Raw genomic sequence first — 26,359 nt, 5'->3', positions numbered from 1 at the left:
GCTGTGTTTTTCACGATGAGCTTGAGCATGGAACAACCGCATGACGCCAAATCGCCAACATAAAGACTGGCTTGAACTGCGACGCGATGACGAAACCGGCATCGAGAGCGTCAACGCCCACTTTCAGGGACATGCCTACGATCCGCACGATCATGATGAAATGCTGGTGGGCGTCACGCAGCAGGGTTTACAGCGTTTCAACTGCCACCGTTCATTGCATACCAGCCGGCCGGGCAGAGCCATGCTGATCGAACCGGGCGCGGTGCATGATGGCCATGCGCCACAGGCCGAGGGGTTTACCTATGCGATGCTTTATCTGCCGCAGCGCTGGGTCTGCGACGCGATGCATCGCCGCGGATTGGGGGATGCCTCGGTATTGGAAGGCGCCTTCCACAGCACGTTGACCGACGATCCGATGCTGGCGACCGCAATACAGCAGGCCTTTTTCTCGCTGCATCATAGAGAAGGGCGACTGGCGCGCGATCAGAGCCTGGACCATCTGCTGACGCTGTTGTCACGGCATGTCCGCACCAGGCCCTTTTCCCAACACGATGACGCTTTGATTGAGATGAATCGTTTACGGGACTATTTGCATGCGCATATGGCGGATAACCCAAGCCTGGATGACCTGGCGCTTCAGTGCGGTCTGGACCGTTTCCGACTGACCCGTCAGTTCACCAAGGCTTTCGGCCAGTCGCCGCATGCTTATTTGGTTCGGCTAAGGCTGCGGGCGGCACGCGTGTTGTTGGCCCAGGGGCAAGAACCGGCGCAGGTCGCCATGCAGGTGGGCTTTGCCGATCAGAGCCATTTGGGCCGCTGGTTCCAGCGCGCCTACCGTTTATCGCCGGCGGCCTATCAACGCCAGTGCACAAACGTTCTATACCGCTGATTCGTCCTTCGCCGATGATGTGCTTTTAACAGCACAACGGAGTAAAGCGAAACATGTTTGATACCAAGATAGCGTTTGTCGTGCGTGACGATCTGCAAACCTGGCAGCGGCTGAACGTGGTGGCCTTTCTGGCGACGGGCATCGCCGCCGCGGCCCCGGAAATCATCGGCGAGTGCTACGTGGATGCGCAGGGCCGCCGCTACGGCGGCATTTCCGGGCAACCGATGTTGATTTTCGCCGCGGATCTGCCGAGCCTGCAAAATGTGCATCGCAAGGGGCTGGAGCGAGAGTTGACGCTGATCCCCTATGTGCACGCCATGTTCTCGACCGGGCACGATGAAGCCAACCGGCAGGCGTTTCTCGCCGAAGACGCGGACAATCTGGACTTGGTCGGCCTGGCGCTGCGCGGGCCGAAGAAAGCGGTGGACAAGGCGATAAAAGGCCTGGTGCTCCACGGCTAACCCCTAATCGGGATCTCAGCCTGGAACGCTTGCAGCCAGGCGGCGAATTTTCTCACGACCTCATCGTCCCTATCGCGCAGCAGCAGGGAGTAAACGCCGGTGCGGATAGTCAACGCCGGGAAAGGCGACACCAGCCGGCCGGACGACAGATGTTTGGCGCAAAACAGGTAAGGCACGACGGCCAGCCCCAGGCCGTCCTCTGCCGCCTGAATGGCGGCAAAGGTATGGTCGAGCGTGAGCGGCGGCGGTGAGGCGTCCAGCGCCGTCGGGTAGGTATTCAGCCAGCTGTGCCATAAATCCTCACGGGCGCGGATGCGGATGGCGGTATGCCCGGCCAGCCAGCCCGGCGCACTGACCGGCGTGGCGTGCAAATAACTCTGGCTGCAGACCAACAGGCTGTCTTCCTGCAGGAAAGGGATCGCTTTCAGCCCGGAGAAGTGCGCGGGATCGCGCCTGATCGCCAGATCGAACGGCGTATTGCGATCGACGGCGCCGGTGCTGGTGGTGATATCAATCGCGACCTCAGGATGAATCTCATTGAACGCCGCCAGCTTTGGCATCAGCCAGTGCATGGTGAACGTCGGCAGGCTGTGCACCACCAGCCGTTGCCGGCCGGCGCTCGTTTTCAGCGCGTTTTCCGCGGCAAACAGTTCGCTTATCACCCGGGACGCGGTACGGGAAAAGTTCTCGCCGGCCTGCGTCAGCCGCACGGACTTGTGTCCGCGATAAAACAGTGTGATCCCCAGTTGTTCTTCCAGGCTGCGAATGTGGCGGCTGACGGCGCCGGTGGTGAGAAACAGCTCATCCGCAGCGGCGCTGAAGCTGCCGAGACGGGCGGCGGCTTCGAAAGCAGGCAGGTGCGGCAGGGAATGGATTTTTTTCATAGGTTGAGTCTAGCTCAACCAAATGAGCGAGGAAAGATCGTTTGCCAGCCGTTGATTTTGCTCACTATTATGACGCATCCTCCCCAGATTTGCCGAGTGTGCCATGCTGAGGTTTCCCCGTCTTGTCGCCCGTGTTGGTCGAGTTATCCTCACCCATCGATGGGCAGGAAGGTGTCGCTGAGATGCGCGCTTTCTTTCTGCTTTGCGTGAGCCGGGCCGGCCTCTGCCTGGGCACCATGATGTTCGCCGGCGCACTGCCGACCATCAGAAGCGAGTGGCAGCTCGACGCCGCCTCCGCCGGTACGGTGCAGACAGTGTTCAGCCTGACCAACGCCTTGGCTTTGCTGGTGGCCTCCTGGTGGTGTGATTCGTTGGGCGCGCGCCGGGTTTACCTGCTGTTTTCCTGGCTGGGCGCCATCGCGCTGGCGCTGTTCGCCGTATTTGCTCATTCTTATGCCGGTGCGCTGGTGTTGATGGCCTTCGTCGGCCTGACGCAGGGGGGCGCCTACACGCCGGCGCTGCTGTTGGCGATGGGAATGAACGGCCCGGCCCGGCGCGGTTATGCCGTCGGCATGATGCTGGCGGCCAGCTCGCTGGGGTATTTTCTGTCGGTCTTCATCGCCGGCTGGAGCGCCATGCGCTGGGGCGCCGGCGTGGCGTTTTCCCTGTGCGCCGCCGGCGCGTTGCTGGGGGCGCTGGCCGGTTCGTTGGCCTTGGTCGGTTATCAGGAACCGCAGCCACGCCCCCTGGGGAGGAGGACGAAACGTGAAGGCTACGCTATCACCTATGCGACCCTGCTGTTGTTGATCGGGTATATCGCCCACAGCTGGGAGCTGCTCGGCAACTGGGCCTGGGCACCCAGCCTGGTCAGCGAGGCGTTAAGCGGTTTCTCGCTGGATCCGCTGAGCGCCGGATTGATCGTCGCGGCGGTGATCCATCTGGCCGGCATGGTTGCCACGCTGATTGTCGGCACCGTTTCCGACTATTTCAACCGTGCATCGGTGCTGATGTTTATGGGCGCCGCCGGCGCGTTGGGATCGCTGCTGATGGGCTGGTCGGCGAACTGGGGGCCGGGATGGACGCTGCTGGCCGTCAGCATCGGCAGTTTCTTCATCCTCGGCGACTCCGGCGTGCTGTCGGCCGCGATGGCGGACAACGTGCCGCCGCAACAGCTCGGCAGCGTGATGGGCTGGCGATCGCTGCTGGGGTTCGGTATCGGTTCGTTCGCCCCGTTATCCTTTGGCGTCGTGATGGATACCACCCAGAGCTGGGGCACGTCTTATGCCGTATTGGCCTGCGGTGGTGGGGTAGCCTGTCTGGCGGCCTGCCTGCTTTGGCGGCAGCACTTGAAATGAGGTACGGACATCATTAAATGAATGGAACATCATCACGCATGGTTATCGTGGGCGCCGGGATTGTCGGGGCATCGGTCGCCTATCATCTCGCGCGCCAAGGGCAGCACGTTGTCGTCGTTGAGCAGGCGCATCCCGCGGCGGGGGCCACAGGCAGCTCGTTTGGCTGGATCAGCGAAGGCGTGCCTGAGGGCGCTCCCGACGCGTTTCTGCGGCGCGAGATCGTCGCTGACTGGATGCGCCTGGCGCAGGAGATCCCGGATCTCTGGGTGAATTGGTCCGGCGCGCTCAGCTATGGCCAGGCGCCGGCGACGCAAAACCCCGACAATCGGGTTTGCCCTCCGCCGAGGTGAACGCGCTGGAACCGGGGCTCAGGCAGCCCGATAGCCAAGCCTATTTTGCGGCGCGTGACGGCGCCGTCGATCCGCAAGAAGTGACACAGCGGTTGCTCGAGTGCGTTAGCGCGTGGGGCGGGGAGTTGCTCCTGGGGCGAACCGTCACCGGATTTTTGCGTGAAGAGGGGCAGATAATCGGCATCGTTACCGAGGAAGGCGCGATTGCCGCCGATCGGGTGGTGCTTGCCTGCGGCACGGGAATCTCCGCGCTGCTGGATGGCAGCGGGTTCTCGCTGCCGATCGAGGCGTCGCCGGCGATTCTGTTACGCTATCGTGCGGCGGCGCTGGCAGTGAACACGCTGATTGCGGGCGATGACGTTGAAGTGCGCCATACGCAAAACGGCGATCTGCTGGCGGCGGAGGATTACCTGCCGGAGGGGGACGTTAAACGGGTGGAAAACGACGCGCAATCGGCGATTAAAAACCGCCTGCCGGATACGGCACCCTTGCAACTGCAGGCGTGTTCGGTGGGGATGCGGCCCCGGCCGCGCGACGGTTATCCCATCATCGGGCCACTGGGCGCTACCCGGCTCTATGTGGCGGTGATGCACCCGGCAGTGATGTGCGCGCCAACGCTTGGCCGGCTGGTCAGCGACGAGCTGCTGTATGGCGTCAATCCTGCCATTCCGCACGCTTATCGCCCCGAGCGATTTGACGACGGGAAATGAATATACGCTCAGCCGCGCAGCGGTTTTTTTGCGCCCTCGGCGAGGCTCTTATATATTTATTAGCATGCCTGAGGCCGGTTGGGCATGAAGCGCGGCCGCTCGGGCCGCGGCAAGTACGGCAGTTAATCGGTTCGCCAAGAGGCTGCGAGCCGGAGCTTTCGGTAGGGACAGCCGCCAATCGTTTTTTCGGCGACCGAAGGCGGAGCAGCTACTCACAGGTCACGAGGACACTTACCATGCATAAGAGAACACTGGCGTCACTGCATTACGAAAACATGCCTTACGATGGGGTGCACTACCATATCTTGAAACGGGAGTCGCCAGGCCATACGGCGTTGCTGAAACTGGATGCGGGCAGCCGACAACCGGCGCGTTTTCATCCGGGGTGGGTGAAACTGATGGTGCTGAGCGGTGAACTGAACGTCGACGATCAGACGTTGCAGCCTCATGAGATGTTAATCATACCTGCCAATACCGCCTATACCGTACAGGCCATCACGGAGGTGATTTGTCTGGCGATTTCCGAGCTGGACGGCGCCGAGTTGGCCCGTTGACGGGATCACGAAAATGGATAGAGGAGAGACCTGGCGCTCTCCATATCCTGTCAGCATCGAGCCGCCTCCCAGGCTGAGCTACCTGCCGATTATGCGTTCACCTCCTGATTCGTTCCGCCGCGCTTTTAAGGCCCCTGGTGTGGTTTGCGAGAACGTCACATTCGGTGGCGTCCAAAAAACGGTTTGGCGTTTCGCCTTCGCGCTTTACGCTATAGCCGTCTTGCATAGCGCGCTTCTCCTATAGATTGAAGCAACCTAATGACGTATAAAGCAAAGCAGTCAACCCCCGAGGCCGCTTCCCGTGATAAAAATTGTCGTGTATCTGATTCTCGCCGTGACGATCGCCATTATTGCAGCAAGAGTCCTCTTTCGTTTGCCGGATATTTCCCAGCGTCTGCCGCAGGCGGCGTTGCCGGCGGATCCTACCGCGCCATTGCCGGCGCGGGCCGCCGAACTGATGGCGGCGCATCCAGGACTGAGCGGCGTGGTGCCGCTGGCCAGCGGGCACGATGCGTTCGCCAGCCGTCTGGCGCTGGCGCGGATGGCGGAAAGGTCGATCGACGCCCAGTACTACATTTGGCATAACGACACTTCCGGGCAGATCCTGCTGAAAACCCTGTATGACGCCGCCCAGCGCGGCGTGCGCGTGCGGCTGCTGCTGGACGATAACGGCGTCGCCATGGACGAGACCCTGGCGGCGCTGAACGCGCAGGAAAACGTCGAGATCCGCCTGTTCAACCCATCGACCGTGCGCACGCCGAAGCTGGCCGGCTACGCCTTCGACTTTATGCGCATGAACCGCCGCATGCATAACAAGTCTTACATCGTCGACGGCGCTGCGGCGATCATCGGCGGCCGCAACATCGGCGACGAGTATTTCCAGGTCGGCGACGAAAACTATTTCCTCGATCTTGACGTGCTGAGCGTCGGCAACGTGGTGGCGGAGACCGCAGAGGTCTTCGATCGCTACTGGAACAGCGCGTCGGTGTTTGGCGTTGAACAGATTATCCGAGGCAAAGGCAACCTTTCGGCCTTCCTGGCGCAGGCCGCCGCGACCGAAAGCAGCGAGCGCGCCCGCAAACTGGCGGTGCAGTTGGAAACCAGCGCGGTGCGCTTGCGTGATGGCGCCGTCCAGCCTGAATTCACCAGGGTAGAGCTGGTGGCCGACGATCCGGTGAAAGGGCTGGGCCAGGCTTCACGTGAACATTTGATGGTGACGCAGCTGGGCCAGATTATCGGCGGTGTCAGCCGGCAGCTGGAACTGGTTTCCGCCTATTTCGTGCCGGGCCGGGAAGGCGCGACCTTCTTTGAAGCGCTGGCCAAACAGGGTAAATCCATACGCGTGCTGACCAACGCGATGAACACCACCGACGTGCTGGTGGTGCATGCCGGCTACGCCAAATACCGGCGTGAGCTGCTGCAGGCGGGCGTGGAGCTGTTTGAACTGAAGCTGCGCGCCGGTCAACTGACCGGGCGCAAGGAACTCAAGCCGTTGGGGCTGTCCGGCGCAGCGCTGCACGCGAAAACTTTTGCCATCGACGATAAGCGGGTGTTTATCGGTTCGTTCAATTTCGATCCGCGATCGGCACACCTGAACTGCGAAATGGGCTTCCTGATCGACAGCCCGACGCTGGCGGCCGACACTCGCCAACTGTTTGATGGCCCGCTTGAGTACGCCGCCTACCGCCCGGCGCTGACGCCCGAAGGCAAAATGGTGTGGAACGAAGCCTTCGAAGACGGCCACACCGAGGTGCATCAGCAAGAGCCTGGCGCCGGCTGGGTAAAACGCATTATTCTCACCCTGGCCGGCTGGCTGCCTATCGAGTGGATGCTGTAACGGCGCGGCGGTAGGGCGCAAAAAAGGTTCGCCGGCCAAAACCGGCGAACCTTGCGAGGCTCAGTAGGCCAGCTTGTCGCGGTGCTTACGGATAAACGCCCTTAGCCGCATCGGCTCTCGCCCCGCAATCTGCGGGAAATTATCGAAAACCTCCTCGACGCCTGGGATATCGCGCGCCGCCATGCGGCGAAAATTGTCGTAGACGCAGCTCATATAGGCCATTTCGGCGCCCGTCGCGCGCATCTCGTCCAGAAAAATCTGCGGATCTTGCGCTTCATAGCGGAACGGCTGCCCCAGCTCTTCCGTCATCATGGCAGCGATCTCGCCGTAGGATTTAACGTCATAGCCCATGCGGTAGGTTTGGCCGCCGTGCCGCTCGGGGTGCAGCAGCGCCAGCGCCGCCGCCTGCGCTACATCGTCGCCGTCCACCCAGCTGAACGGCGCATCGCCGGTATATTGCCGGATCACGCCGTTTTTCACCGCCGGTACGCCGTCGTAGTTGAGCAGGTTCTGCATAAAGCACTCCGGCCGCAGGTGGGTGAAAGAAAATCCCGACCACTCGATGTAACGCTCGATGAGCTGGTGCCAGGCCCAATGCGCGACGGTGGTGTCGTCACGGCCGCAGGCGCCGAGGTGCACGACATGCCGGCCTGGCGCGCGCGATCGAGAAACACCTTGCTTTGCCGCAGCATGTCCACCGTGTAGCCGGTGGCCAGAAATACGCGCTCGATGCCGGCCAGCGCCGGTGCCAGCGTCTCTTCCCGATCAAAGTCGAGCAGGACGGTGCGGATACCCAGTTTTTCGAAGGGCGCCGCCTTGGCGGGAGAGCGCACGGCGGCAACCGGCTCGATCTCTGCCTGGGATTGCAAAAGACGCAGGGTCGCGCCGCCTATCTGGCCGGTGGCGCCGGTGATCAGGATCTGGGGCTTGTTGTTCTTCATATTTACCTCTTGCGGTTTTTAACGCTTCGAGGGAAAGTCTATCGGAATAAAAATCATGATTTACGCTATAAATTACCGAGTTGCAGGAAATAAATTCATCAATAAGGTGGGGCATGTTTTCTTCGGAACGTCTTAAAGGGATCGGCCTGTTTGTTTGCGTGGCCGATATGGGCAGTTTTACGCTGGCGGCGGAACGCCTGAACCTGACCGCCTCCGCCGTCAGCAAAGGGATCGCCCGGCTGGAGGGCCGGTTACAGACCAAGCTGTTCCAGCGCACCACGCGGCGGCTGGCGCTGACCGACGCCGGCGCTCAATTTTATCGCACCTGTACCGGTGTGCTGGCCGAGCTGGAAGAGGCCGAACTGGCGATGCAGGCGGAAAACGCCGAGCCGCGCGGCAGGGTGCGCATCGATCTTCCTGCTTCCTTTGGCCGTTTGCATGCGCTGCCGGTGATCCTGCGATGTATTGAGGATCACCCGTTGCTGGTGCCGCATATCACGTTCTCGGACCGCTTCGCCGATCCGGTCAGCGAAGGCATCGATATCCTGGTGCGCATCGGCGGTTCAGATGTTTGGCCAAATACGCTGGGGCATCACTACCTTGGTAAGCAGCGGCATATCTTCTGCGCTGCGTCCGGTTACCTGCATAAATACGGTGAACCCACCACCGCCGCTGATTTGGCGCATCATCATTGCGTGCTGTATCAGGAAAACGACGGCGTGCAGACGCCCTGGCATTTCTCGGGAAGCGGTGCCCAGCCGGTAGAGCGAAGAACGCTGACGCCGCGGGTGGCCATTGGCGATGCACAGGGGCAGCTGACGGCGGTGCTGGCGGGGCACGGCATTGCCCAGTTACCGACCTGGCTGGTCAAACGGCAGCTAGAGGAAGGGGCGTTGGCCGAGGTGTTGCCGCATCTGGCGACCGACGGCCTGCCGATCAACGTGGTCTGGCTGAAAAGCCGCCGGGCGCAGCCGAAGGTCAGCGCTTTACTGCAGGCGCTGATCGCCGGGTTGACGCCGGAGGGACAGGCTTAATGAGTTTCACTCAAACTGACCGTCGCCGTGCGGCCGGCGATCGGCTCGACGCCGTGGGGAATGGTGTCGAGCGCTGTCGTTGATGTTGGCGGAAATGTAACCATTGTCATTTTTATTGTTTTACAAATAAGTCGTCAGCTAAATGGTGAATATAGAACTCTACTGTCCTCAGTCGCTGAGGAATACCTCCGATTATTGACAGTCCTCTGAAAGAATGGCATACCGATAATACTATTTGTGCACTAATACCGGGTTTAATAATGAGTCGAGATAATTATTCTTTCCATTTAGGTGATTATGTATACAAAAATAAAAATGAATTGAAAGAGAGCATCAAGAACTTCCTTCAGAGAGCAAGAGAGGGAATAGTAACCCACCCAGAGACGATAGAAAAACTCCACTATCTTTTAGTTATGCACCCTAAAGCAGCCTGCAAAATAGGCGTTGGAGTAAAAGATTTTTCAGTGACATCTAATACCCAAGGGGCTGGGAAAGGTTTTGAAATAATAAGAAAAGACAACAGCAGAGAGCGTTTTTCATACAAGGCATGTATTGATGGCGAACGCCAAACACGGCGAGCCAAAACTGTCGAGGCACTCCGTTTTATCATTAGACAGCAGATGATAGACTTTAGGCGTTCGTTGCAGTTTCCTGTTCGGTGTGCAATCTCGGGCAAACTTATTCATAACAATGACGAGCTTCATATTGACCACCACATTCCTTTTTGGGAATTGGTCACTGAATTTCTTGAAGAAGAAAGCTTAACCTTGGAGCAACTTGAAACGTCAGGCTCAGGTGAATATTTGCGTCTTATTGACGAAACTGTTAGCCGTGGTTTCTTTAAGTTTCATGAGAGAAACGCAAAACTACAACCGACCTTAAAAGAGTACAATATTAAAAAAGGAGGAGGGTATCAAAAATTTATGGCAACGATAGAGTGAAGCGCAAATTGCAAGTATCAATATCCTGACGGGCTACATAGGCAGCCCGTTTGAAAGGTGGGTATTACAGCGCCTGAACGGGGTTCATCGCGGCGCCGGGGAAGGCCGTATCTTCACCGCGTTCACGCCACGGCGCCAGATCGCGGCTGCGGGAGGCTACCGCGCTGTCCCACAGCTGATACGCGTCCTTACCGAGCATCAAACGCACCGGCGGGGTGGCGCTTGCCACCATATCGACGATCACGCGAGCGCCCTTGACCGGATCGCCCATCTGTTTGCCGTTCTGCGTGCGGTAATACTCCTCCATGCCGGCATCCAGTGGCGCATAGGCAGCGATTTCGTGTTCGGCCTTCATGGCGGCGCTGCTGGCGAAACCGGTACGGAAGGCGCCCGGCTCGATCAGCGTGACGTGGATCCCCAGCGGCTTGACCTCGTGGTGCAGCGCTTCGGTAAACCCTTCCAACGCGAACTTGGTGGCGTTGTACAGACCGCTGCCGGGGAAGGCCACCAGGCCGGCGATGCTGGTCAGATTGAGAATATGGCCGGACCGTTGAGCGCGCATCTGCGGCAGCACTTCACGCGACAGCTCGGCGGCAGCGAAGAAGTTCAGCTCCATCTGGGCGCGGATCTGTTCGGAAGTGAACTCTTCCAGTGCCCCGTAAGAACCGGCGCCGGCGATGTTGGCCAGCACGTCGATGCGGCCGAAGGTTTCTACGGTCTTCTTCAGGGCGGCGGCGCGCGCCGCAGGATCGGTCACGTCCAGCTGCAGAGCCAACGCGCGTTCGCCGTGGCCGGCGGCGATCGCCTGCAGCGGCTCCTGGCGGCGGGCGGTGAGCACCACGTTGTCGCCCTTGGCCAGCACGGCCTCAGCCAAAGCCTGGCCGAAGCCGGAAGATGCGCCTGTAATAAACCAGGTTTTGTTCATATCGAGATTCCTCGTTTTATGGTCATTGTTCATTTCACGTTTCCTGCGAATCAATAAAACGGCGCTTAGCGCCACCAACGGCTGCCGGGGTGCGGCCGGACGATATCGACACGTTCGCCGATCATCGGCGTCGCGACCTGCACGCTAGAGGTAGCGGCATGGCGCAGTACCTGGTCGAACGGGTCTTGCCAGGCGTGCATCGCCAGATCGAAGGTGCCGTTATGGATCGGCAGCAGCCAGCGGCCGAGCAAATCCCGGTGCGCCTGCACGGTTTGCTGCGGGTGCATATGCACATAGGGCCAGCGTTTGTCGTAGGCGCCGGTTTCCATCAGCGTCAGGTCAAAGGGGCCAAAACGGCGGCCAATCTCGGCAAAGCCGGCGAAATAGCCGCTGTCGCCGCTGAAGAACACCCGCAGCTCATCGTCTTCAATCACCCAGGAACACCACAGCGTGCAGTTGCCGTCGGTCAGGCTCCGGCCCGAAAAGTGCTGGGCCGGGGTGGCCGTCAGCCGCAGGCCGTCGATTTCCGTGCCTTGCCACCAGTCGAACTGGCGGATTTTGTCCGGCGCCACGCCCCAGGCCGCCAGGCGATCGCCCACGCCGAGCGGTGCGACGAACTGGCCCACCTTGCCGTCCAGCGCCCGAATGGCGGCCTGGTCCAGGTGGTCGTAATGATCGTGCGAGAGGATCACGGCGCGGATCGGCGGCAGCTCCTCGATCGCGATCGGCGGCGCGTGAAAGCGTTTTGGCCCGGCGAACGGCAGCGGCGACGCCCGCTCGGAGAACACCGGATCGGTCAGCCACCACTGGCCGCTCAGCTTGAGCAACACCGTGGAATGCCCCAGACGGTACAGGCTACGATCGGGCGCTGCCTCAAGCTCAGCGCACGACAGGCGCTGAGTCGGCACCGGCGTCGCCGGCACCGTGCCTTTGGGTTTGTTGAAAAATACGTCCCACCACACGCGCAGGGTAGACTCGGGCAGGTCACCCGGCGCCGGCGGCCGCTGATTGTTAAAGCGCCGATCGCGCCATTGTGGCGATGAAGCATAGCCGCCCGCTGCCGGGCGCAATTTGGAACAACGGCTCAAAGTCAGAACTCCTTCAGCACAACAATGGATGATTCGGGCAGCGACGCGGTTCAGGTCACCTTTGTCCGTACGACGCGATAAAACTTGTCGTCAAGAATAAGCCTTGAGAGACGGACGATCCATGCGCTAAAGTACTTGTTTGTTTATCAATAGTACGGATTTCATTATGGACCCGCTGTCAGACGTGCTGTCGCTGCTGCAACCCCAAAACCAGTTTTACGCCGGTTTCGACGCCGCCGGGGACTGGTCGTTCGAGTTTCCCCCTCATGAAGGCATCAAATTCACGGCGGTGATGCGCGGCGCCTGCTGGGGCATGACCGACGATCTGGCGCAGCCGATCCATTTCCGCGAAGGGGACTGCTTTTTGCTGAACAGTCGGCGGCGCTTCAGGGTTGCGTCCGATCCGGCGTTGCCGCCGCAGGGAGGGGAGCAGATCATGGCCGAGGCGACGCGCGACGGCATCGCCGTGCATAACGGCGGTGGCGAGGTCTTTTTGATCAGCGGGCGTTTCGGTTTTTCCGGCCAACATGCAGCGCTGCTGTTTGATGCGCTGCCGCCGATCATCAACATCCCCAAAGCCTCGAGCCAGGCGGGCGTTTTACGCTGGACGCTCGAACAGTGGACGAACGAGTTGCGCCATCCGCAGCTCGGGGGTGCGCTGATGTCGACCCACCTCGCGCACCTGATGCTGGTGCAGGTGTTTCGCCAGTTCCTCGAAACGGCCCATGGGCTGCCGAAAGGTTGGTTTCTGGCGCTGACCGACCGCCAGATCGGCCTGGCGATCGCCGCCATGCACGCCGAGCCGGCGCGCAACTGGACGCTGGAAGAGCTGGCCCGCATCGCCGGCATTTCCCGCACCGTATTCGCTCAACGTTTCAAAGGGCTGGTTGGCAGCACCGCCATGGAATACCTCGCGCGCTGGCGTATGTTGCAGGCGGCAGATCGCCTGCGGGCCGGTAAAGAAAACGTCGCGTCGATCGCCTACTCGTTGGGATACGGCTCGGAAAGCGCGTTCAGCACCGCCTTCAAGCGGGTGATGGCGCAGTCGCCGTCGCAGTATCGGCGGCAAACGCCGGCCGGGGCAAGTGAACCGGAGTGAAAGGGGGCGCAGCGGCCGTGGCCGCCGCGCCTGGCTTTACTGGCTGAGGCTTTGCTGCAGCGCCTGAACGGAGGTGGTGATGCCGGCATCGACCGACATGGTCAGGTCTTCCATTTCCAGCGACACCCAGTCGTTGTAGCCCACCATGCGCACCACCGAGAAGAACGCCTTCCACCACTGCAGATCCCGTCCGCAGCCGACGGCGACATAGTTCCAGGCCCGGCCGGCCACGTCGTCGATCGGTCTGGTCTCCAGCAGCCCGTTAACCTCAACGACGCCGCGCTCAAGGCGCACGTCTTTACCGTGCACATGGTGAATGGCGGGGCCGAGGGCGCGGGCCACCGCGATGGGATCCGCGCCCATCCAGATCAGGTGGCTGGGATCGAGGTTCAGGCCCACCATCGGGCCAACCGCCTCGCGCAGCCGGAACAGCGTTTCCGGATTCCACACCAGCAGCTGCAGGTCGATGGCATTCTGTTCCTGGCGACGGTGTTAACCAAGGAGTGGGTGGCGATCGCGCAAGATCTGCATCAGATCCCGCTGGTGCAGGTGTGCCGCAATACGGAAAGCGAACACATTGATGTGGTCAAAAGACGGAATTCAGATCGCTGATTGAGCTCATGGCGGATAACATTTCCGCCATGCTAAAATTATGGCGTTTTATCTGGCACAGGGATAAGCCAGGGTGTAGCAGAGCCATTTTTTATGGCTTCAATATAATTTTCCGCCATAATCTGATTTCTTGTAGATATTTCACAAAAAATCACCAGTTGGCCGAATAGTTCAGTGTCATCATTGATTTCATCAGGAATTACTTCAGGAACGAATGTGATAACACGCTTAGACAACGTTCGTAGGGTGAACTTTTTGCCAATCTCAGGTTGGCTATCAAACGCATTAACGCCTATCTCAAGTAAATTCAAAGAGGGGGAGTAGAGGGCATACCATGATTTTTTATAGCAAAAAATTCCGCTTTTGAATTCTGGCATTCCTTTGAAATCAATTGGGTTTTTCTTTTTTATTTGCTTTATGGCAGTTAATATATACTTTTTCGTTGAGTACATATCCTTGAGTAAAATGGCAAAGCATAAAAAAATAAAGCCTGCTGCAAGAAAAGAAAACAGGGCAATCATAATGCCAGTAACAGAAAGATCTGAATTGAGCAAGACTATTATCGTAATAGCGATAACCAGATAGAAAGCTATACAAGAAGAGTTTCGGGGGCGTTAAAGGCGCCGTATGGATTATGGAGATATTTCAATGAATTATTTGAAGATAGTACTGACTGCCGCTTTGTTTTTCGCTGCGCCAACATGGGCGGGAGATTTGACTGGGCCTCAAAAAAATGCCGTTAGATCTGCGAAGCAGTATCTCAGTATGATGGGCTTCTCGTGCAAAGGCCTCATTCAGCAACTTTCCTCAAGTGCCGGAGACAAATACACTGTTGACCAAGCAACCTACGGTGCCAAAAAGGCCGGTGGCTGCTAAAAACGGCGTGGTTCAAACGATGACCACCGATTTTATTAACGTAGGATAATTTCCGTTTTCCAGGCGGGCCCCCAACCATAACGTCAGGTCACTCATGGCAGCCTGGCAATCGGAATATCATTCCAACGTGTCGTGTATGCAGGGGACAGGAGTTCCCTGCGTATTCTACGTCAACCCTACGTCAACCTGAATCGGATAACGGCCTGCGCGCGTAAAGCATCGGTTATCCGGCTTGCTGTGCATGGATACATTGAAACTGTGGCAAACGTCACACTGTGTTTCTACAACCAGAACTCATAGAAGAGCTTGATGGCCTGAATGCGAGTGCCATCACAAAGAGTAATCGTCAGATTTATAGCAGTGGTAGAGGTACACATGAAGTTATAATCAATGCAGGCAATTTAACATAATATACATTATGCGCACCTAAGTGGTGATAGGTGGATTATGACGTCCGGGCCTGATTCATGGGCTTTCTCCTGCGGCCAACCATGCCCGTGCCGGCTGCTCATGCCGATGAAATAATTCGTTTTTCAGCCGACCATAAGCCGCCGGGTTTTGCCGGCGGTCTTCTGCTGCCTGGTGTTTGTGTTGCTCAGCAATACCATGATGCTTGCGCAGAAAATCTCTGAACGCCAACTGTCTGATCGTCTGTTCACTTGCTAGCAACGTCTGCCGGTAATGTCGTTCAAGATAACAAGCGTTGGCTTGGCACTGCTGTACTACCGATATGATGAATTGCCGTTAACACACCAGCCAATATCTCGCGTAGTTTCAGCGCTTCATCTTGATAGTGTTCCAAAGATCATAGCCCTCGACCGTGATGCTGCGCTCTGCCATTTCCCGCTTCAGTAATGATGACCGGACATTATTTTCTTAGGCGCATACCTGCCGATATTGGCCAGAAATCCCCTGCTTTTTTGATCGCGCTACGTGAAATCTGATAAAACGTGGCGGCTACGATACTGCAGATTTCTCCCAAACGCGTCACTTAAACGGGCACTATTTGTATGCTAAAAGCGTTTTCCTCAATGCGCTGGCGCCGCTGGGCGTAAAGATCGTTGCCGCAGGCGAGCCCGGCTATGGCGTCGAACTTTGTTCCGGTCGGGGTAACGTGTCATTGTGCCTGTTTCAAACCAATGAAAAGCCGGCACACCTGCACCTGGCATTTGCCGCAAGCAGCCGTGAACAGGTCGATGCGTCTGCGCTAAATGCCGGCGGCATAGACAATGGTGCGCCCGGTTTACGGCCCAATTACCCTGCCCACTACTATGCGGCATTTGTGATCGCCCCGGATGGTCACAATATCGAAGCGGTTTGCCATAACCCGATGAGCTAGTGATTTTTCCTGTTAAAACAGTATATTAATCACGATAAAATGCACCACATTTAACATAACATAATGGTGACATCGTCACTTAACGTTACCCCGTCACGTCAATCCACTCTGCTCCGGTGATGCTGGCCAGGCGTTGTGGCGCAATTCTCACTACTCATGTTCTTCCTCCCGATGTTGCTAAGCCATTGATAATGCCGCAGTGAGGGTTCAGGTTTTAACATCGCATGCTAAAAATGAGAATCAAAATTGTTCAAATCGGTGAATCTGAACAAAGCTTTAAGGGGCCTGGGCCTTTTTTACCTATCATTTTTCATGGAGATACCTGCATGACCACGCAAACCACAGCAAGGCCTTCAGCGGTCGCGGTGGCCGTCTATGAATGGCTCAATCCGCTACCCTACGGATTTTTCACCGCGGCGCTGATTTTCGACATCATCTATGCCTGCACGGCGAATATTCAGTGGGTCAATGGCGCCAGCTGGCTGATCGCCATCGGCCTGGTTTTTGCCATCATTCCCCGGCTGATTAACCTGGTTCAGGTGTGGTTCGGCAGCGGCCGGTTGCAGGGTTCACCGGTCAAGCTCCATTTCTGGCTGAATCTGATCGCCATCGTTCTCGCCATCATCAACGCTTTCGTGCATAGCCGGGATGCGTATGCCGTGGTGCCGCAAGGCCTGGTGCTGTCTGCGATCGTGGTCGCGCTGCTGAGCCTCGCCAACATTCTGCTGGCCGTGGGCGCCCGCGCAAAATAAGGAGGTTTTCATGAAGCTATCATCCACCGCGATTGCGCTTTCCGCCGTGCTGGCGCTGGCCGGCTGCGATAACAGCGCCGTCATTTCGCCGGAACAACAAATGGGGCCGGATCCGGTATTGCCGGCGGCGCAAGACTTCCTGATGCCGCCGATGCAGGTGCCAAAGGGCGTCGGCTGGCAACAGAACCAGATGCCGAAAGTGGCCGAGGGTTTGAAAATCGACAAGGTGGCGGACGGTTTGCTGCATCCGCGCCAGCTGCTTACCCTGCCCAACGGCGATGTCCTGGTGGTGGAAGCCAACGGGCCGGGCACGGAGGCGGTGAGTACGCCCAAGCAACTGATCGCCGGGCTGGTGAAAGGCCAGTCCGGTAAAGGGGGCAAAGGCGGTAACCGCATCACCCTGCTGCGCCCAACCGCCGACGGCCGCTGGGAAAAGCATGTTTTCCTCGAGGGGCTCGATTCCCCATTCGGCGTCCAGCTGATTGGCAACACCCTGTACGTGGCCAACACCGGCAACATCATGCAGTACGCCTATCAGCCGGGCGAAACGCGCATCAGCGATGCGGGTAAAGAGCTGGCCGATCTGCCGGACACCATCAACCATCATTGGACCAAGGCCCTGCTGGCCAGCCCGGACGGTAAAAAGCTGTATGTCGGCGTCGGTTCCAACAGCAACATCACCGAAAACGGCCTGGCCGTAGAGTACCGGCGCGCCGCCGTGCTGGAAGTGGACACCGCCTCCGGCGCCAGCCGTGTCTTCGCCAGCGGCCTGCGCAACCCAACCGGGCTGCAGTGGGAACCGCACAGCGGCAAGCTGTGGGCCATCGTCAACGAGCGTGACGAGATCGGCGCCGATCTGGTGCCGGACTACCTGACCTCGGTGCAGGACGGCGGCTTCTACGGCTGGCCTTACAGCTATTTCGGCCAGCACGTCGATCGGCGGGTGCAGCCGGCGCGGCCGGATCGGGTGGCGAAAGCCATCAAGCCGGATTACGCCCTCAGCTCGCACGTCGCGCCGCTGGGGCTGCTGTTCTACACCGCAAGCGCACTGCCGGCCGAGTATCGCGGCGGCGCCTTTGTCAGCGAACACGGCAGCTGGGATCGCTCGCCGCTGAACGGCTACCGGGTCAGTTACGTGGCGTTTGAGCAAGGCAAGCCGGTCGGCAAACTCAACGCGGTGGTCACCGGCTTTGTCTCCGACGACCAGAAGGAACTCTATGGCGCACCGGTAGGATTAGCGGTCGACAAGACCGGCGCCTTGTTGGTTGCGGATGACGTGGGCAACACCGTTTGGCGCGTCAGCGCTAAATAACGTTAACGGGCAGGATCAGGTGAACCTGCCAGTGACATTGTCACTCAATAGGTCGGTGCCAACCAGACCGTTCTTGCCCCACAGGCGGCATGTTCGTCATAAAGCGGGATAATCGTGCTCGCCAGTTTTCCGCCATTAATATTGGGCCTGTGCCATTATCGGCGCTAAAAAATAGCCTTTGGTCAAAATTAAAGCGACATTTCGATAATATATTCATCAACAGACCGTGACCAGAAATAAAAGGTTTTAACATTTCGACATAAACCAGTACAATTCCCTACCCTGTGTTAACCCTTTTTTTAGGTTGATTGTGTCGTTAATTCAGCGCTCTGCATCGCGACATCGGGCCGCCGCCTGGTTAGGGATGTTTGCCATTCTGATGTTGTTCATTGCGCCGGTGGTCTCGCGATCCCTGGAGCATGTACGCGCCGGAAGTGCTGGAACGACCGTCATGGCGGATTGCGGCATGGAGATGCCGATGCATCACGGGATGCACTCGCCGCCGCCTGAGCCTGAAAAAGCCTCACAGCCGCTGATGCAGCACGGCGGCGGCCATCACAACATGGCGATGATGATGGACGACAGCGCCTGCGGCTACTGCGTGCTGTTGCTGCACGCGCCGCTGCTGGACGTGAGCCACGCCCCGCTGTTCTGGTCCCAGTTGCTGGCTTCGCGCCCGCCGCCGATTCACTATCTCGTTCCCCTGTTTGCCCACGTCGTTCACACCGAATTACAGCCGCGCGCGCCCCCCGTCTCTTTCCTCTGATTTAACAATAAGCCCATTGCCGTTCTCTGTATTGCCGTTGATCGCTTCAACACGGCGGAATTAATTCGCCCGACGGTTAATCATCGAGACGACATTATTAATCCGGTTATTTCCATGTTGATGGAATTAACCCCCGTATTTTCCGATGGTGATTTTCGCCAGGCCGCCCCACGCCTGAATAATCCCTCGGCCAAGAACGGAAAAAAGTTAGCTTAAGGAAAGATGATGTTTAAACCGACTTATAAAAAGAACGCCGTTACCCGCGCCATCACCACCGCCATGCCGCTGTTCCTGCTGGCCGGCCACGCGGCGCAGGCGCATCAGCACCCTACCGACGCACAGGTGAATGATGGCGACGTGATCACCGTCACCGCGCCGCTCTACTCCCCGCTGACCATCGTCACCTCGCCGAAAACCCCTCGCCAGCCGGTGCCGGCCAGCGACGGTTCGGACTACCTGAAAACCATCCCCGGCTTTTCGCAGATCCGCAACGGCGGCACCAATGGCGATCCGGTGTTCCGCGGCATGTTCGGTTCGCGGTTGAAGATCCTCACCGACGGTTCGGAAATGCTGGGCGCCTGCCCATCGCGGATGGATGCGCCCACCTCTTACATCTCGCCGGAAAGCTTCGATCTGTTGACCATCACCAAAGGGCCGCAGACGGTGCTGTGGGGGCCGGGATCGTCGGCGGGCACGGTGCGTTTCGAGCGTGAACGCCCGCGCTTCGACAAACCGGGCATCAAGGGCAGCGCCAGCGTGCTGACCGGCTCCAACGGCCGCTGGGACGAGAATATCGACGCCAGCCTCGGCGCCGAACAAGGCTACCTGCGGGTGATGGCCAACAAATCCCGCTCCAACGATTATCAGGATGGTACGAATACGCGCGTGCCGTCGCGCTGGGACAAGTGGAACGGCGATCTGGCGCTCGGCTGGACGCCGGACAACGACACGCTGCTGGAAGTGACCATGGGTCGCGGCAACGGCGAAGCGCGCTATGCCGGCCGCAGCATGGACGGCTCGCAGTTCAAACGCGAAAGCCTGGGTATGCGGGTGGAAAAATCCAACATCGGCGAGGTGCTGGATAAGCTGGAAGCGCAGGTCTACTACAACTACGCCAACCACGTGATGGACAACGTCACCCTGCGCTCGCCGGGCAGCGGCGGCATGGGTGGCCACGGGGGCCATGGCGGTATGAGCATGGGCGGCCACGGCGGGCACATGATGTCCTCCGGCATGACGATGCAGCTCGATCGCCGCACCGTCGGCGGCCGCGTGATGGGCACCTGGCAGTGGCAGGACGTGAAGCTTGAAAGCGGCCTGGACACCCAAACCAACACCCACCGCAGCATGAGCCGCGGCAGCTGGGAAAAAGACGCCCAGTTCAACAGCTACGGCGCCTTCAGTGAACTGACCTGGTCCACCAGCGAACAGGATAAACTGATCGGCGGCGCGCGTCTTGACCGCACCCTGGTGGAGAATTTCCGCAGCGGCAGCGACGGGGAGCGTTCAGACACCCTGCCGAGCGGCTTTATGCGTCTTGAGCATACGCTGGCCGACCTGCCGCTGATGCTGTATGCCGGCGTCGGTTATACCGAGCGCTTCCCGGATTATTGGGAGCTGTTCTCGCCGAAGCTCGGCCCGAACGGCAGCAAGGATCCGTTCTCCAGCGTCAAGAGCGAAAAAACCACGCAGCTCGATATCGGCGCACAGTACAACGGCAAGCGCTTCAACGGCTGGGTCTCCGCTTACGTGGGCCGCGTCGATGATTTCATCCTGTTCAAATACGATCCGCACAACGCGCGTCTCAGCCAGGTCGATAACGTCAACGCCAACATCATGGGCGGTGAAATGGGCATGGGTTACCAGCTGAGCGAGCACTGGAAAACCGATGCCAGCCTGGCCTACTCCTGGGGCAAAAACACCAGCGACGGCCGGCCGCTGCCGCAGATCCCGCCGCTGGAGGCACGTCTGGGGCTCACCTATGAGTACGGCGACTGGAGCGGCACCGGCCTGTGGCGTTTGGTCAGCAGCCAACACCGCGTGGCGATCAACGAAGGCAACGTGGTGGGCAAAGACTTTGCCGAAAGCGCCGGCTTCGGCGTGCTCTCCGCCAACGCCGCCTACAAGGTGAATAAAAACGTCAAGCTGAGCGCCGGTCTGGATAACATCCTGAACAAGACCTACAGCGAGCACCTCAACCTGGCGGGCAACAGCGCCTTCGGGTATTCGGCCAACAGCGCGGTGAATGAACCGGGCCGCACCCTGTGGGCCAAGGTTAACGTCACCTTCTAAACCGTACACCGGGCGATGGGCAACCGTCGCCCGGTCAGGCGATATGCGATCCGGTTCTTAGGATATGAGTTTTAAGTTTTTCCCATTCGGTTGAGCGGCGATTAGTATCACTCTCACTGTCATCAAGGATCCGGAGGGAATATGCAAAAGCTCACTCGTTTTCTGGCCCTGCTCGGCGAGCTGATGATTGAAAAAGCCGAAGACGCCGCGCCGCAGGCTGCTCAGCCTGACGATCGTGACGACGTGTTGCCACCGCGCCTCGAACGTGGGGTTCCGCTGGCCGACCGCTTCCTGTTCATGTAATTCCCCTCACTGTTTTTTTGTCCGGCACGTTCCGATATTTCCTTATCGGACGTCTGCGTCTATCTTGTTTCGATGGTTCCAGCAAATTCATCACGCCTGAAACGACCACCGTCGAGGAGATAGCAACGCAATGAAGATCAGAACGGTAACCCCGCAAGACGCCGAGGCACTGACGCTGTTATTGAATGAGGTGATCAGCGCCGGCGGCACCACCGCGATAGAAACGCCCCTCACCCCAGCCGAATTCAGCGAATGGTTCATCAGCGGCAGCAACGCGCGAAGTTGCCAGGTCGCGGAGCTGGATGGGCTGTTGGTGGGCTTCCAGTCGCTGAGCGCTGACGATGCCCTGCCGCCCGATACCGCAGATATTGCTACCTTCTCCCGCCTGACCCCCAAGGTGCACGGTGTCGGCAGCGCGTTGTTTCCCGCAACGCTGGCGGCGGCGAAGTCGCACGGTTTCAAGCACATCAATGCCACCATTCGGGCGGATAACGTCGGCGGCCTCGCCTATTATCAAAAAATGGGCTTTCGCGAGTATGCTCGCCTGCCGCAGGTGCCACTCAGCGATGGCACGCTGATCGATAGAATCAAAAAGCGCTTTTCCGTTTAAGCCGGCAGCATCGGCTCCCCCCACACAGGCTCTGCCATTATCTCCTCTAGGTTTCAAGGGCTTAGAGGAGAAGCCAGATACCGGCGAAAGCACAGAGCAATAAGATCGGCGAGTGGCTGAAGATCTTTCGTATCAGAACTATGGTTTTACATCATAAAAATAGTATTTGTCTGTCGTGGCCTTAATGCACCTGCGTCTCAGCGAGACCTGTGTTTACATTATTTTTATCTCGCCCGCTATTTTTTTTACCCTCCTTTTATAGGTTGTTCCCTATACCTGAAGTATCGCTTTTTAATACAGCGAAGACCGCAAGGAGTTCAGTATGTGGTTAATAATCATCATGGCCGTGTTAGTCGTCACAACTTATGCCATCTGCGGTTTATTGATCCGCTTCGCTGAAGGTGTTATCGATACAACCGAAAAGAGAGGAAGATAAGTTGGTTATTTATCAGAGGTCACTATGGCTATTTATTTGTTAATCACGCTGCTTTTCAGCGTAGTGCTTTATCTGCTGTATGCCGTGATCCATCCGGACAAGTTCTGATTCGTACGGCATGTCACATCACCTGCTCTAAAGGAGTCATGATATGCTGCATCTATGGCTGCAAGTCGGTTTTGTTCTTTTAATGACGCTGGCGATAAGTATCGTCGCAGGGCGATATCTGGCTCAGGTCGTTACCGACCAGAAAACGTTTCTCGACCCACTTTTAAATCCTATCGACAATACAATTTATCGTCTTATCGGGAAGGAGAGTTGTTACCGGGAAATGGACTGGAAAAGCTATACTATTAATATGCTGATTACCAACCTGGTGATGGCGTTAATTATTTATTTCATTCTGGTATTTCAAGGTGTTTTACCGATTAATCCGCTGAAATTGGATGGCATGGACCCCATACTGGCATTTAATACGGCCATCAGTTTTATCACCAATACCAACTGGCAAAGTTATGCTGGCGAAAGTACGCTCTCTAACTTTAGTCAGATGACCGCCATCACCTTCCCTATGTTTACTTCTGCAGCCACAGGTTTCGTTGTTGCGGTCGCATTTATCCGCGCTTTTCTGTCACAGGGCGAGAGCGGCGGTCTGGGTAATTTTTACCGGGATTTGATTCGCTTTATCACCCGTGTTCTGCTCCCGGTATCTGTTCTGGCGGCACTCTTTTTGATCTGGCAGGGCGTTCCCGAAACGATGAGTGCCGGCACCCTCGTATCCCCGCTGGCAGGCGGGCATCAGACATTAAGTCTGGGTCCCGTTGCGGCGCAGGAGTCTATCGAAAACTTCGGAACTAACGGGGGGGGCTTCTTTAATGTTAACGCCGCTCATCCCTACCAAAATCCAAATCCACTCACCAATATTGTCTTGCTTCTGCTGATGGCAGGGCTTCCCGCAGCCCTGGTCATTATGTTTGGCAGCATGATCCATCAACAACGGCAGGCCCGGGTGATTTATGGCGTGATGGCTGTCATGCTGGTTGCCTTCCTGGCAGTCGTTCTTATTTCTGAGCAGGCAGGTACGCCGTTATTACAGCAGATGGGTATTAATCTGCATGCCAGCGCCGGGCAACCTGGCGGTAATATGGAGGGAAAAGACCTGCGTTTCGGTATTACCCTGAGCGGGCTGTACGCGGCCTACACCACAGCCTTCACAACCGGCAGCGTTAATGCCATGCACGACAGCTTTACCCCCGTAGCAAGTGTGTCAATGTTTATGCAGATGATGCTGCAATGCGTCTTTGGCGGTAAAGGAGTCGGTTTTTTAAGTTTTTTAATCTACGGTCTGATCGGGGTCTTTGTGGCGGGGCTGATGGTGGGCAGAACGCCGGAGTTTATGGGCAAACGAATTGAGAAACGCGAGATCATTCTGATATCCCTTGCGCTGCTGATTCATCCCATGGTGATTCTGATCCCTTCATCAATATCAATGATACTTCCAACAGCCATTTCTTCACTGAATAATTCTGGCATGCATGGCTATTCGGAGGTGCTGTATGCCTTTACGTCTGCGGCAGCGAATAACGGGTCGGCATTCGCAGGGCTTAACGCCAATACGCCTTGGTATAACCTGACCATCGCGCTGGTCATCTTCCTTGGGCGATACCCACCGATTATTTTTTTGATGGCCGTTGCCGGGTCTCTGTCGGCCAAACCCACAGTACCGCAAAGTGCGGGCACACTGCGCACAGACACGCCGTTATTTGGTGCCTGGTGGCTGGTTGTGATCCTGGTTGTTGGTGCGCTGACTTTCTTGCCAGCGTTGTTGCTTGGTCCCATCGCGGAACAATTCGCCATGCTCAGTCACACCTTATTTTAAGTGTGCCTTTGGTGGCGGTTCACAGGAACAACGAAAATGAAAAAGAGTACTGTTTCATACACGTCGGATGTTACAGATAAGCGCCCTGGATATAACGTAGCCTTTTTCCGGCAGTCGCTGGCCGCTTCACTGGCGAAATTTAGTCCCCGTGCGCAGATACGCAATCCGGTCATGTTTGTCGTGTGGATTGGCGCATGGATAACAGCAGCGTTAACCGTTGACCCGTCACTGTTTGGGCCAACACACGCCAGCGCTGGCTATAACGGCATCGTGACACTCATTCTGGTGATTACCGTCTGGTTTGCTAATCTGGCTGAGGCGCTGGCGGAGGGGCGTGGCAAAGTAAAAGCGCAATCCTTACGCCGTGCCGTGGGTGAATTAACCGCTCATCAACAGTTAACCGATGGTTCGTACCAGACAATCCCGGCAACAGACCTCAAACCTGGCGACCTGGTCAAAGCCGAGAAGGAGGAGATCATCCCGATAGATGGTGAGGTTATCGAGGGTGTCGCTTATGTCGATGAGTCAATGATAACCGGTGAGTCTGCACCGGTTATCAAAGAACCCGGCTCTGATACCGCCTCCTCCGTGACAGGAGGAACCCGGGTGTTGTCGGATGCTCTTGTCATTCGTGTGACGGTATTACCCGGCAACACGTTTCTTGATCGCATGATCCATCTGGTCGAAAGCGCAAAACGACAGAAAACGCCAAACGAAATCGCCCTGACCGTCCTGTTATCCGTGTTGACATTGATTTTCGTGATTGTCGTCGCCGCCCTGGCGCCCGTTGCCCGTTATCTCAATGCGCAAATTAACATCGCCGACCTGATTGCTCTTATTGTTGCCCTCATTCCAACCACCATCGGCGCATTGCTTTCAGCCATTGGCATTGCGGGTATCGATAGAACGATGCGTTTTAATATGCTCGCAGCATCAGGAAAGGCCGTGGAGGCTGCCGGCGATGTCAGTACTCTGATTCTGGATAAAACGGGAACCATTACAACCGGTAACCGGCAGGCAACGGCATGCTTTGCCGTGCAGGGGAAAGACCAGAGAGATCTGCTTCAGGCCGCTTACCTTGCCTCACTTTTTGACTCAACACCGGAAGGACAATCAACGGTGCGCTACACATTACGGATGGGCGGGCATGCTGAACCCGGCCAGGAGAAGGCAACCGGTACAGACTTCTCTGCTGAGACAAGAATGAGCGGTACCAATATGCCTGATGGCCGAGTTATCCGCAAAGGCGCAGTGGATGCCATTGTCAGCTATGTTCAGAAACAGTGGCATACGCCGATCCCTGGAGATTTATCTGCACTTACAGAAAAGGTGGCCCGTGAAGGTGCCACACCACTGGCAGTGGCCGTTAATGGCAGTGTCCTTGGTATTATTGCGCTGACGGATGTCCTTAAACCCGGCATAAAGGAGCGTGCAATTCAGCTTAGATATATGGGAATCCATACCGTGATGGTCACGGGGGATAATCCTGTGACTGCCAGCGTTATTGCCGCGTTAGCCGGCATGGATAACTTTATTGCTAATGCCAAACCTGAAGACAAACTGAATTTCATCCGTAATGAGCAACGCCAGGGGAAACTGGTCGCCATGAGCGGCGATGGTACCAACGATGCACCGGCATTAGCCCAGGCCGATGTGGGCGTGGCGATGTACTCCGGTACTCAACCTGCACGCGAGGCCGCAAATATAATTGATCTGGATTCCGACCCGACGAAGCTGCTGGAGTTGGTCAGTATCGGTAAACAAATGCTTATTACCCGCGGTGCCCTGACAACATTCTCCATTGCCAACGATGTCGCGAAATATTTCGCCATTTTGCCCGCACTGTTCATTACGGCACTGCCTGGGCTCTCTGTGTTGAACGTGATGGCACTATCCACCCCACAAAGCGCCATCCTTTCCGCATTAATTTTCAATGCCATGATCATTCCGGTGCTGATCCCACTGGCGCTACACGGCGTGCAATTTAAACCAAAGAGCGCGGATGCGATGTTCTATCGCAATCTGGTTATCTACGGTGCAGGCGGGTTAATTGCCCCTTTTATCGGCATTAAGCTGATTGACCTGTTTTTGTCTCTTATCATGTAAGGAGCGAC

The 26,359-nt window shown here is 57.4% G+C and carries 25 protein-coding genes and 3 pseudogenes; 20 read left to right on the top strand and 8 right to left on the bottom strand.

Annotated features, from left to right (window positions below; all coding sequences use genetic code 11):
- Nucleotides 1-40 precede the first annotated feature (40 nt).
- Together M6G53_RS01005 and M6G53_RS01000 are read left to right on the top strand one after the other, a co-directional pair.
- The gene (locus M6G53_RS01005) at nucleotides 41-889 is read left to right on the top strand and encodes an AraC family transcriptional regulator (RefSeq protein WP_253328366.1); all 849 of its coding nucleotides are present in this window, start codon (nucleotides 41-43) and stop codon (nucleotides 887-889) included.
- A gap of 53 nt (nucleotides 890-942) precedes the next feature.
- Nucleotides 943-1,350, top strand: coding sequence for a DUF2000 domain-containing protein (locus tag M6G53_RS01000; protein ID WP_253328365.1), 408 nt, complete (start codon nucleotides 943-945; stop codon nucleotides 1,348-1,350).
- Here the strand turns inward: M6G53_RS01000 and M6G53_RS00995 are convergent.
- Complete coding sequence (locus M6G53_RS00995; RefSeq protein ID WP_253328364.1) at nucleotides 1,347-2,234, bottom strand: LysR substrate-binding domain-containing protein; 888 nt, start codon at nucleotides 2,232-2,234, stop codon at nucleotides 1,347-1,349. The two genes, M6G53_RS01000 and M6G53_RS00995, sit on opposite strands and share 4 nt — an antisense overlap.
- A gap of 182 nt (nucleotides 2,235-2,416) precedes the next feature.
- Between M6G53_RS00995 and M6G53_RS00990 the strand changes: the two genes are divergently transcribed.
- From M6G53_RS00990 to M6G53_RS00975, 4 genes and pseudogenes are all read left to right on the top strand, one after another.
- The gene (locus tag M6G53_RS00990; RefSeq protein ID WP_253328363.1) at nucleotides 2,417-3,589 is read left to right on the top strand and encodes an MFS transporter; all 1,173 of its coding nucleotides are present in this window, start codon (nucleotides 2,417-2,419) and stop codon (nucleotides 3,587-3,589) included.
- Nucleotides 3,590-3,606: 17 nt separating this feature from the next.
- Nucleotides 3,607-4,649: pseudogene (locus tag M6G53_RS00985) on the top strand (NAD(P)/FAD-dependent oxidoreductase).
- Nucleotides 4,650-4,885: 236 nt separating this feature from the next.
- On the top strand, nucleotides 4,886-5,203 hold the full coding sequence (locus tag M6G53_RS00980; RefSeq protein WP_253328362.1) for a cupin domain-containing protein: 318 nt from the start codon (nucleotides 4,886-4,888) through the stop codon (nucleotides 5,201-5,203).
- Nucleotides 5,204-5,504: 301 nt separating this feature from the next.
- Nucleotides 5,505-7,040, top strand: coding sequence for a phospholipase D family protein (locus tag M6G53_RS00975; RefSeq protein ID WP_253328361.1), 1,536 nt, complete (start codon nucleotides 5,505-5,507; stop codon nucleotides 7,038-7,040).
- A 60-nt stretch (nucleotides 7,041-7,100) separates the two neighbouring features.
- On the opposite strand, the gene M6G53_RS00970 is transcribed toward M6G53_RS00975, so the two are convergent.
- Complete coding sequence (locus tag M6G53_RS00970) at nucleotides 7,101-7,604, bottom strand: NmrA family NAD(P)-binding protein (RefSeq protein WP_253328520.1); 504 nt, start codon at nucleotides 7,602-7,604, stop codon at nucleotides 7,101-7,103.
- Nucleotides 7,517-7,981 (bottom strand): NAD(P)H-binding protein, encoded by a 465-nt coding sequence (locus tag M6G53_RS00965; RefSeq protein WP_253328360.1) that lies wholly within the window; start codon nucleotides 7,979-7,981, stop codon nucleotides 7,517-7,519. Before M6G53_RS00965 ends, M6G53_RS00970 begins: the two co-directional genes overlap by 88 nt.
- A gap of 113 nt (nucleotides 7,982-8,094) precedes the next feature.
- Here M6G53_RS00965 and M6G53_RS00960 point away from each other — a divergent pair, with 113 nt between their 5' ends.
- Nucleotides 8,095-9,015, top strand: a complete 921-nt coding sequence (locus tag M6G53_RS00960; protein WP_253328359.1) for a LysR family transcriptional regulator — start codon at nucleotides 8,095-8,097, stop codon at nucleotides 9,013-9,015.
- 260 nt (nucleotides 9,016-9,275) lie between these two features.
- The gene (locus tag M6G53_RS00955; RefSeq protein WP_253328358.1) at nucleotides 9,276-9,956 is read left to right on the top strand and encodes a DUF3223 domain-containing protein; all 681 of its coding nucleotides are present in this window, start codon (nucleotides 9,276-9,278) and stop codon (nucleotides 9,954-9,956) included.
- Nucleotides 9,957-10,020: 64 nt separating this feature from the next.
- On the opposite strand, the gene M6G53_RS00950 is transcribed toward M6G53_RS00955, so the two are convergent.
- Nucleotides 10,021-10,881, bottom strand: a complete 861-nt coding sequence (locus M6G53_RS00950) for an oxidoreductase (RefSeq protein WP_253328357.1) — start codon at nucleotides 10,879-10,881, stop codon at nucleotides 10,021-10,023.
- A gap of 65 nt (nucleotides 10,882-10,946) precedes the next feature.
- Nucleotides 10,947-11,969 carry an MBL fold metallo-hydrolase gene (locus tag M6G53_RS00945; RefSeq protein ID WP_253328356.1) on the bottom strand — a complete coding sequence of 341 codons (1,023 nt, stop codon included), beginning with the start codon at nucleotides 11,967-11,969 and terminating at the stop codon, nucleotides 10,947-10,949.
- Between the two features lie 166 nt (nucleotides 11,970-12,135).
- On the opposite strand from M6G53_RS00945, the gene M6G53_RS00940 reads away from it, so the two are divergent.
- The gene (locus tag M6G53_RS00940) at nucleotides 12,136-13,068 is read left to right on the top strand and encodes an AraC family transcriptional regulator (RefSeq protein WP_253328355.1); all 933 of its coding nucleotides are present in this window, start codon (nucleotides 12,136-12,138) and stop codon (nucleotides 13,066-13,068) included.
- Between the two features lie 36 nt (nucleotides 13,069-13,104).
- On the opposite strand, the pseudogene M6G53_RS00935 reads toward M6G53_RS00940, so the two are convergent.
- A pseudogene (locus M6G53_RS00935) lies at nucleotides 13,105-13,524 on the bottom strand (sugar phosphate isomerase/epimerase family protein); the annotation flags it as partial.
- Here M6G53_RS00935 and M6G53_RS00930 point away from each other — a divergent pair.
- A pseudogene (locus tag M6G53_RS00930) lies at nucleotides 13,522-13,656 on the top strand (LacI family transcriptional regulator); the annotation flags it as partial. The pseudogenes M6G53_RS00935 and M6G53_RS00930 sit on opposite strands and share 3 nt — an antisense overlap.
- Before the next feature lie 62 nt (nucleotides 13,657-13,718).
- On the opposite strand, the gene M6G53_RS00925 reads toward M6G53_RS00930, so the two are convergent.
- On the bottom strand, nucleotides 13,719-14,234 hold the full coding sequence (locus tag M6G53_RS00925; protein WP_253328354.1) for a hypothetical protein: 516 nt from the start codon (nucleotides 14,232-14,234) through the stop codon (nucleotides 13,719-13,721).
- A gap of 73 nt (nucleotides 14,235-14,307) precedes the next feature.
- Here M6G53_RS00925 and M6G53_RS00920 point away from each other — a divergent pair, with 73 nt between their 5' ends.
- Nucleotides 14,308-14,556, top strand: a complete 249-nt coding sequence (locus M6G53_RS00920) for an Ltp family lipoprotein (RefSeq protein ID WP_253328353.1) — start codon at nucleotides 14,308-14,310, stop codon at nucleotides 14,554-14,556.
- A gap of 92 nt (nucleotides 14,557-14,648) precedes the next feature.
- Here M6G53_RS00920 and M6G53_RS25560 read toward each other — a convergent pair whose 3' ends face one another.
- The gene (locus M6G53_RS25560; RefSeq protein WP_366519472.1) at nucleotides 14,649-14,720 is read right to left on the bottom strand and encodes a DUF4113 domain-containing protein; all 72 of its coding nucleotides are present in this window, start codon (nucleotides 14,718-14,720) and stop codon (nucleotides 14,649-14,651) included.
- An 842-nt stretch (nucleotides 14,721-15,562) separates the two neighbouring features.
- Here M6G53_RS25560 and M6G53_RS00915 point away from each other — a divergent pair.
- The 9 genes from M6G53_RS00915 to kdpB all read left to right on the top strand — a co-directional run bounded on the left by M6G53_RS00915 (nucleotide 15,563) and on the right by kdpB (nucleotide 26,351).
- Nucleotides 15,563-15,895: a VOC family protein gene (locus tag M6G53_RS00915; protein WP_253328352.1), complete on the top strand. Its 333-nt coding sequence runs from the start codon at nucleotides 15,563-15,565 to the stop codon at nucleotides 15,893-15,895.
- 326 nt (nucleotides 15,896-16,221) lie between these two features.
- A complete protein-coding gene (locus M6G53_RS00910; RefSeq protein WP_047730692.1) occupies nucleotides 16,222-16,647 on the top strand; it encodes a DUF2231 domain-containing protein in 426 nt (141 codons plus the stop codon).
- 10 nt (nucleotides 16,648-16,657) lie between these two features.
- Nucleotides 16,658-17,959 carry a PQQ-dependent sugar dehydrogenase gene (locus M6G53_RS00905; RefSeq protein WP_253328351.1) on the top strand — a complete coding sequence of 434 codons (1,302 nt, stop codon included), beginning with the start codon at nucleotides 16,658-16,660 and terminating at the stop codon, nucleotides 17,957-17,959.
- Nucleotides 17,960-18,323: 364 nt separating this feature from the next.
- Entirely contained in the window at nucleotides 18,324-18,725 is a 402-nt protein-coding gene (locus M6G53_RS00900; protein ID WP_072265387.1) for a DUF2946 domain-containing protein, read from the top strand.
- A 225-nt stretch (nucleotides 18,726-18,950) separates the two neighbouring features.
- Nucleotides 18,951-21,017, top strand: a complete 2,067-nt coding sequence (locus M6G53_RS00895) for a TonB-dependent copper receptor (RefSeq protein WP_253328350.1) — start codon at nucleotides 18,951-18,953, stop codon at nucleotides 21,015-21,017.
- Between the two features lie 141 nt (nucleotides 21,018-21,158).
- The gene (locus M6G53_RS00890) at nucleotides 21,159-21,320 is read left to right on the top strand and encodes a hypothetical protein (RefSeq protein WP_253328349.1); all 162 of its coding nucleotides are present in this window, start codon (nucleotides 21,159-21,161) and stop codon (nucleotides 21,318-21,320) included.
- A 130-nt stretch (nucleotides 21,321-21,450) separates the two neighbouring features.
- On the top strand, nucleotides 21,451-21,930 hold the full coding sequence (locus tag M6G53_RS00885; RefSeq protein WP_253328348.1) for a GNAT family N-acetyltransferase: 480 nt from the start codon (nucleotides 21,451-21,453) through the stop codon (nucleotides 21,928-21,930).
- A 587-nt stretch (nucleotides 21,931-22,517) separates the two neighbouring features.
- Entirely contained in the window at nucleotides 22,518-24,245 is a 1,728-nt protein-coding gene (gene kdpA / locus M6G53_RS00880; RefSeq protein ID WP_253328347.1) for a potassium-transporting ATPase subunit KdpA, read from the top strand.
- Nucleotides 24,246-24,281: 36 nt separating this feature from the next.
- Nucleotides 24,282-26,351 carry a potassium-transporting ATPase subunit KdpB gene (gene kdpB / locus M6G53_RS00875; RefSeq protein ID WP_253328346.1) on the top strand — a complete coding sequence of 690 codons (2,070 nt, stop codon included), beginning with the start codon at nucleotides 24,282-24,284 and terminating at the stop codon, nucleotides 26,349-26,351.
- The last annotated feature ends 8 nt before the right edge of the window (nucleotides 26,352-26,359 follow it).

It is taken from the genome of Serratia nevei (assembly GCF_024160145.1).
Taxonomy (GTDB): Bacteria; Pseudomonadota; Gammaproteobacteria; order Enterobacterales; family Enterobacteriaceae; genus Serratia; species Serratia nevei_A.
Note: the sequence above shows the minus strand (reverse complement) of the source record. Positions and strands in the feature narration are given on the sequence as shown.

Excerpts from the sequence above, each read along its gene's own strand:
- M6G53_RS01005 (WP_253328366.1), top strand. The coding sequence starts at position 41 with ATGACGCCAAATCGCCAACATAAAGACTGGCTTGAACTGCGACGCGAT.
- M6G53_RS01000 (WP_253328365.1), top strand. The coding sequence starts at position 943 with ATGTTTGATACCAAGATAGCGTTTGTCGTGCGTGACGATCTGCAAACC.
- M6G53_RS00995 (WP_253328364.1), bottom strand. The coding sequence starts at position 2,234 with ATGAAAAAAATCCATTCCCTGCCGCACCTGCCTGCTTTCGAAGCCGCC.
- M6G53_RS00990 (WP_253328363.1), top strand. The coding sequence starts at position 2,417 with ATGCGCGCTTTCTTTCTGCTTTGCGTGAGCCGGGCCGGCCTCTGCCTG.
- M6G53_RS00980 (WP_253328362.1), top strand. The coding sequence starts at position 4,886 with ATGCATAAGAGAACACTGGCGTCACTGCATTACGAAAACATGCCTTAC.
- M6G53_RS00965 (WP_253328360.1), bottom strand. The coding sequence starts at position 7,981 with ATGAAGAACAACAAGCCCCAGATCCTGATCACCGGCGCCACCGGCCAG.
- M6G53_RS00960 (WP_253328359.1), top strand. The coding sequence starts at position 8,095 with ATGTTTTCTTCGGAACGTCTTAAAGGGATCGGCCTGTTTGTTTGCGTG.
- M6G53_RS00955 (WP_253328358.1), top strand. The coding sequence starts at position 9,276 with ATGAGTCGAGATAATTATTCTTTCCATTTAGGTGATTATGTATACAAA.
- M6G53_RS00950 (WP_253328357.1), bottom strand. The coding sequence starts at position 10,881 with ATGAACAAAACCTGGTTTATTACAGGCGCATCTTCCGGCTTCGGCCAG.
- M6G53_RS00940 (WP_253328355.1), top strand. The coding sequence starts at position 12,136 with ATGGACCCGCTGTCAGACGTGCTGTCGCTGCTGCAACCCCAAAACCAG.
- M6G53_RS00920 (WP_253328353.1), top strand. The coding sequence starts at position 14,308 with ATGGATTATGGAGATATTTCAATGAATTATTTGAAGATAGTACTGACT.
- M6G53_RS00910 (WP_047730692.1), top strand. The coding sequence starts at position 16,222 with ATGACCACGCAAACCACAGCAAGGCCTTCAGCGGTCGCGGTGGCCGTC.
- M6G53_RS00905 (WP_253328351.1), top strand. The coding sequence starts at position 16,658 with ATGAAGCTATCATCCACCGCGATTGCGCTTTCCGCCGTGCTGGCGCTG.
- M6G53_RS00900 (WP_072265387.1), top strand. The coding sequence starts at position 18,324 with ATGTTTGCCATTCTGATGTTGTTCATTGCGCCGGTGGTCTCGCGATCC.
- M6G53_RS00895 (WP_253328350.1), top strand. The coding sequence starts at position 18,951 with ATGTTTAAACCGACTTATAAAAAGAACGCCGTTACCCGCGCCATCACC.
- M6G53_RS00890 (WP_253328349.1), top strand. The coding sequence starts at position 21,159 with ATGCAAAAGCTCACTCGTTTTCTGGCCCTGCTCGGCGAGCTGATGATT.
- M6G53_RS00885 (WP_253328348.1), top strand. The coding sequence starts at position 21,451 with ATGAAGATCAGAACGGTAACCCCGCAAGACGCCGAGGCACTGACGCTG.
- kdpA (WP_253328347.1), top strand. The coding sequence starts at position 22,518 with ATGCTGCATCTATGGCTGCAAGTCGGTTTTGTTCTTTTAATGACGCTG.
- kdpB (WP_253328346.1), top strand. The coding sequence starts at position 24,282 with ATGAAAAAGAGTACTGTTTCATACACGTCGGATGTTACAGATAAGCGC.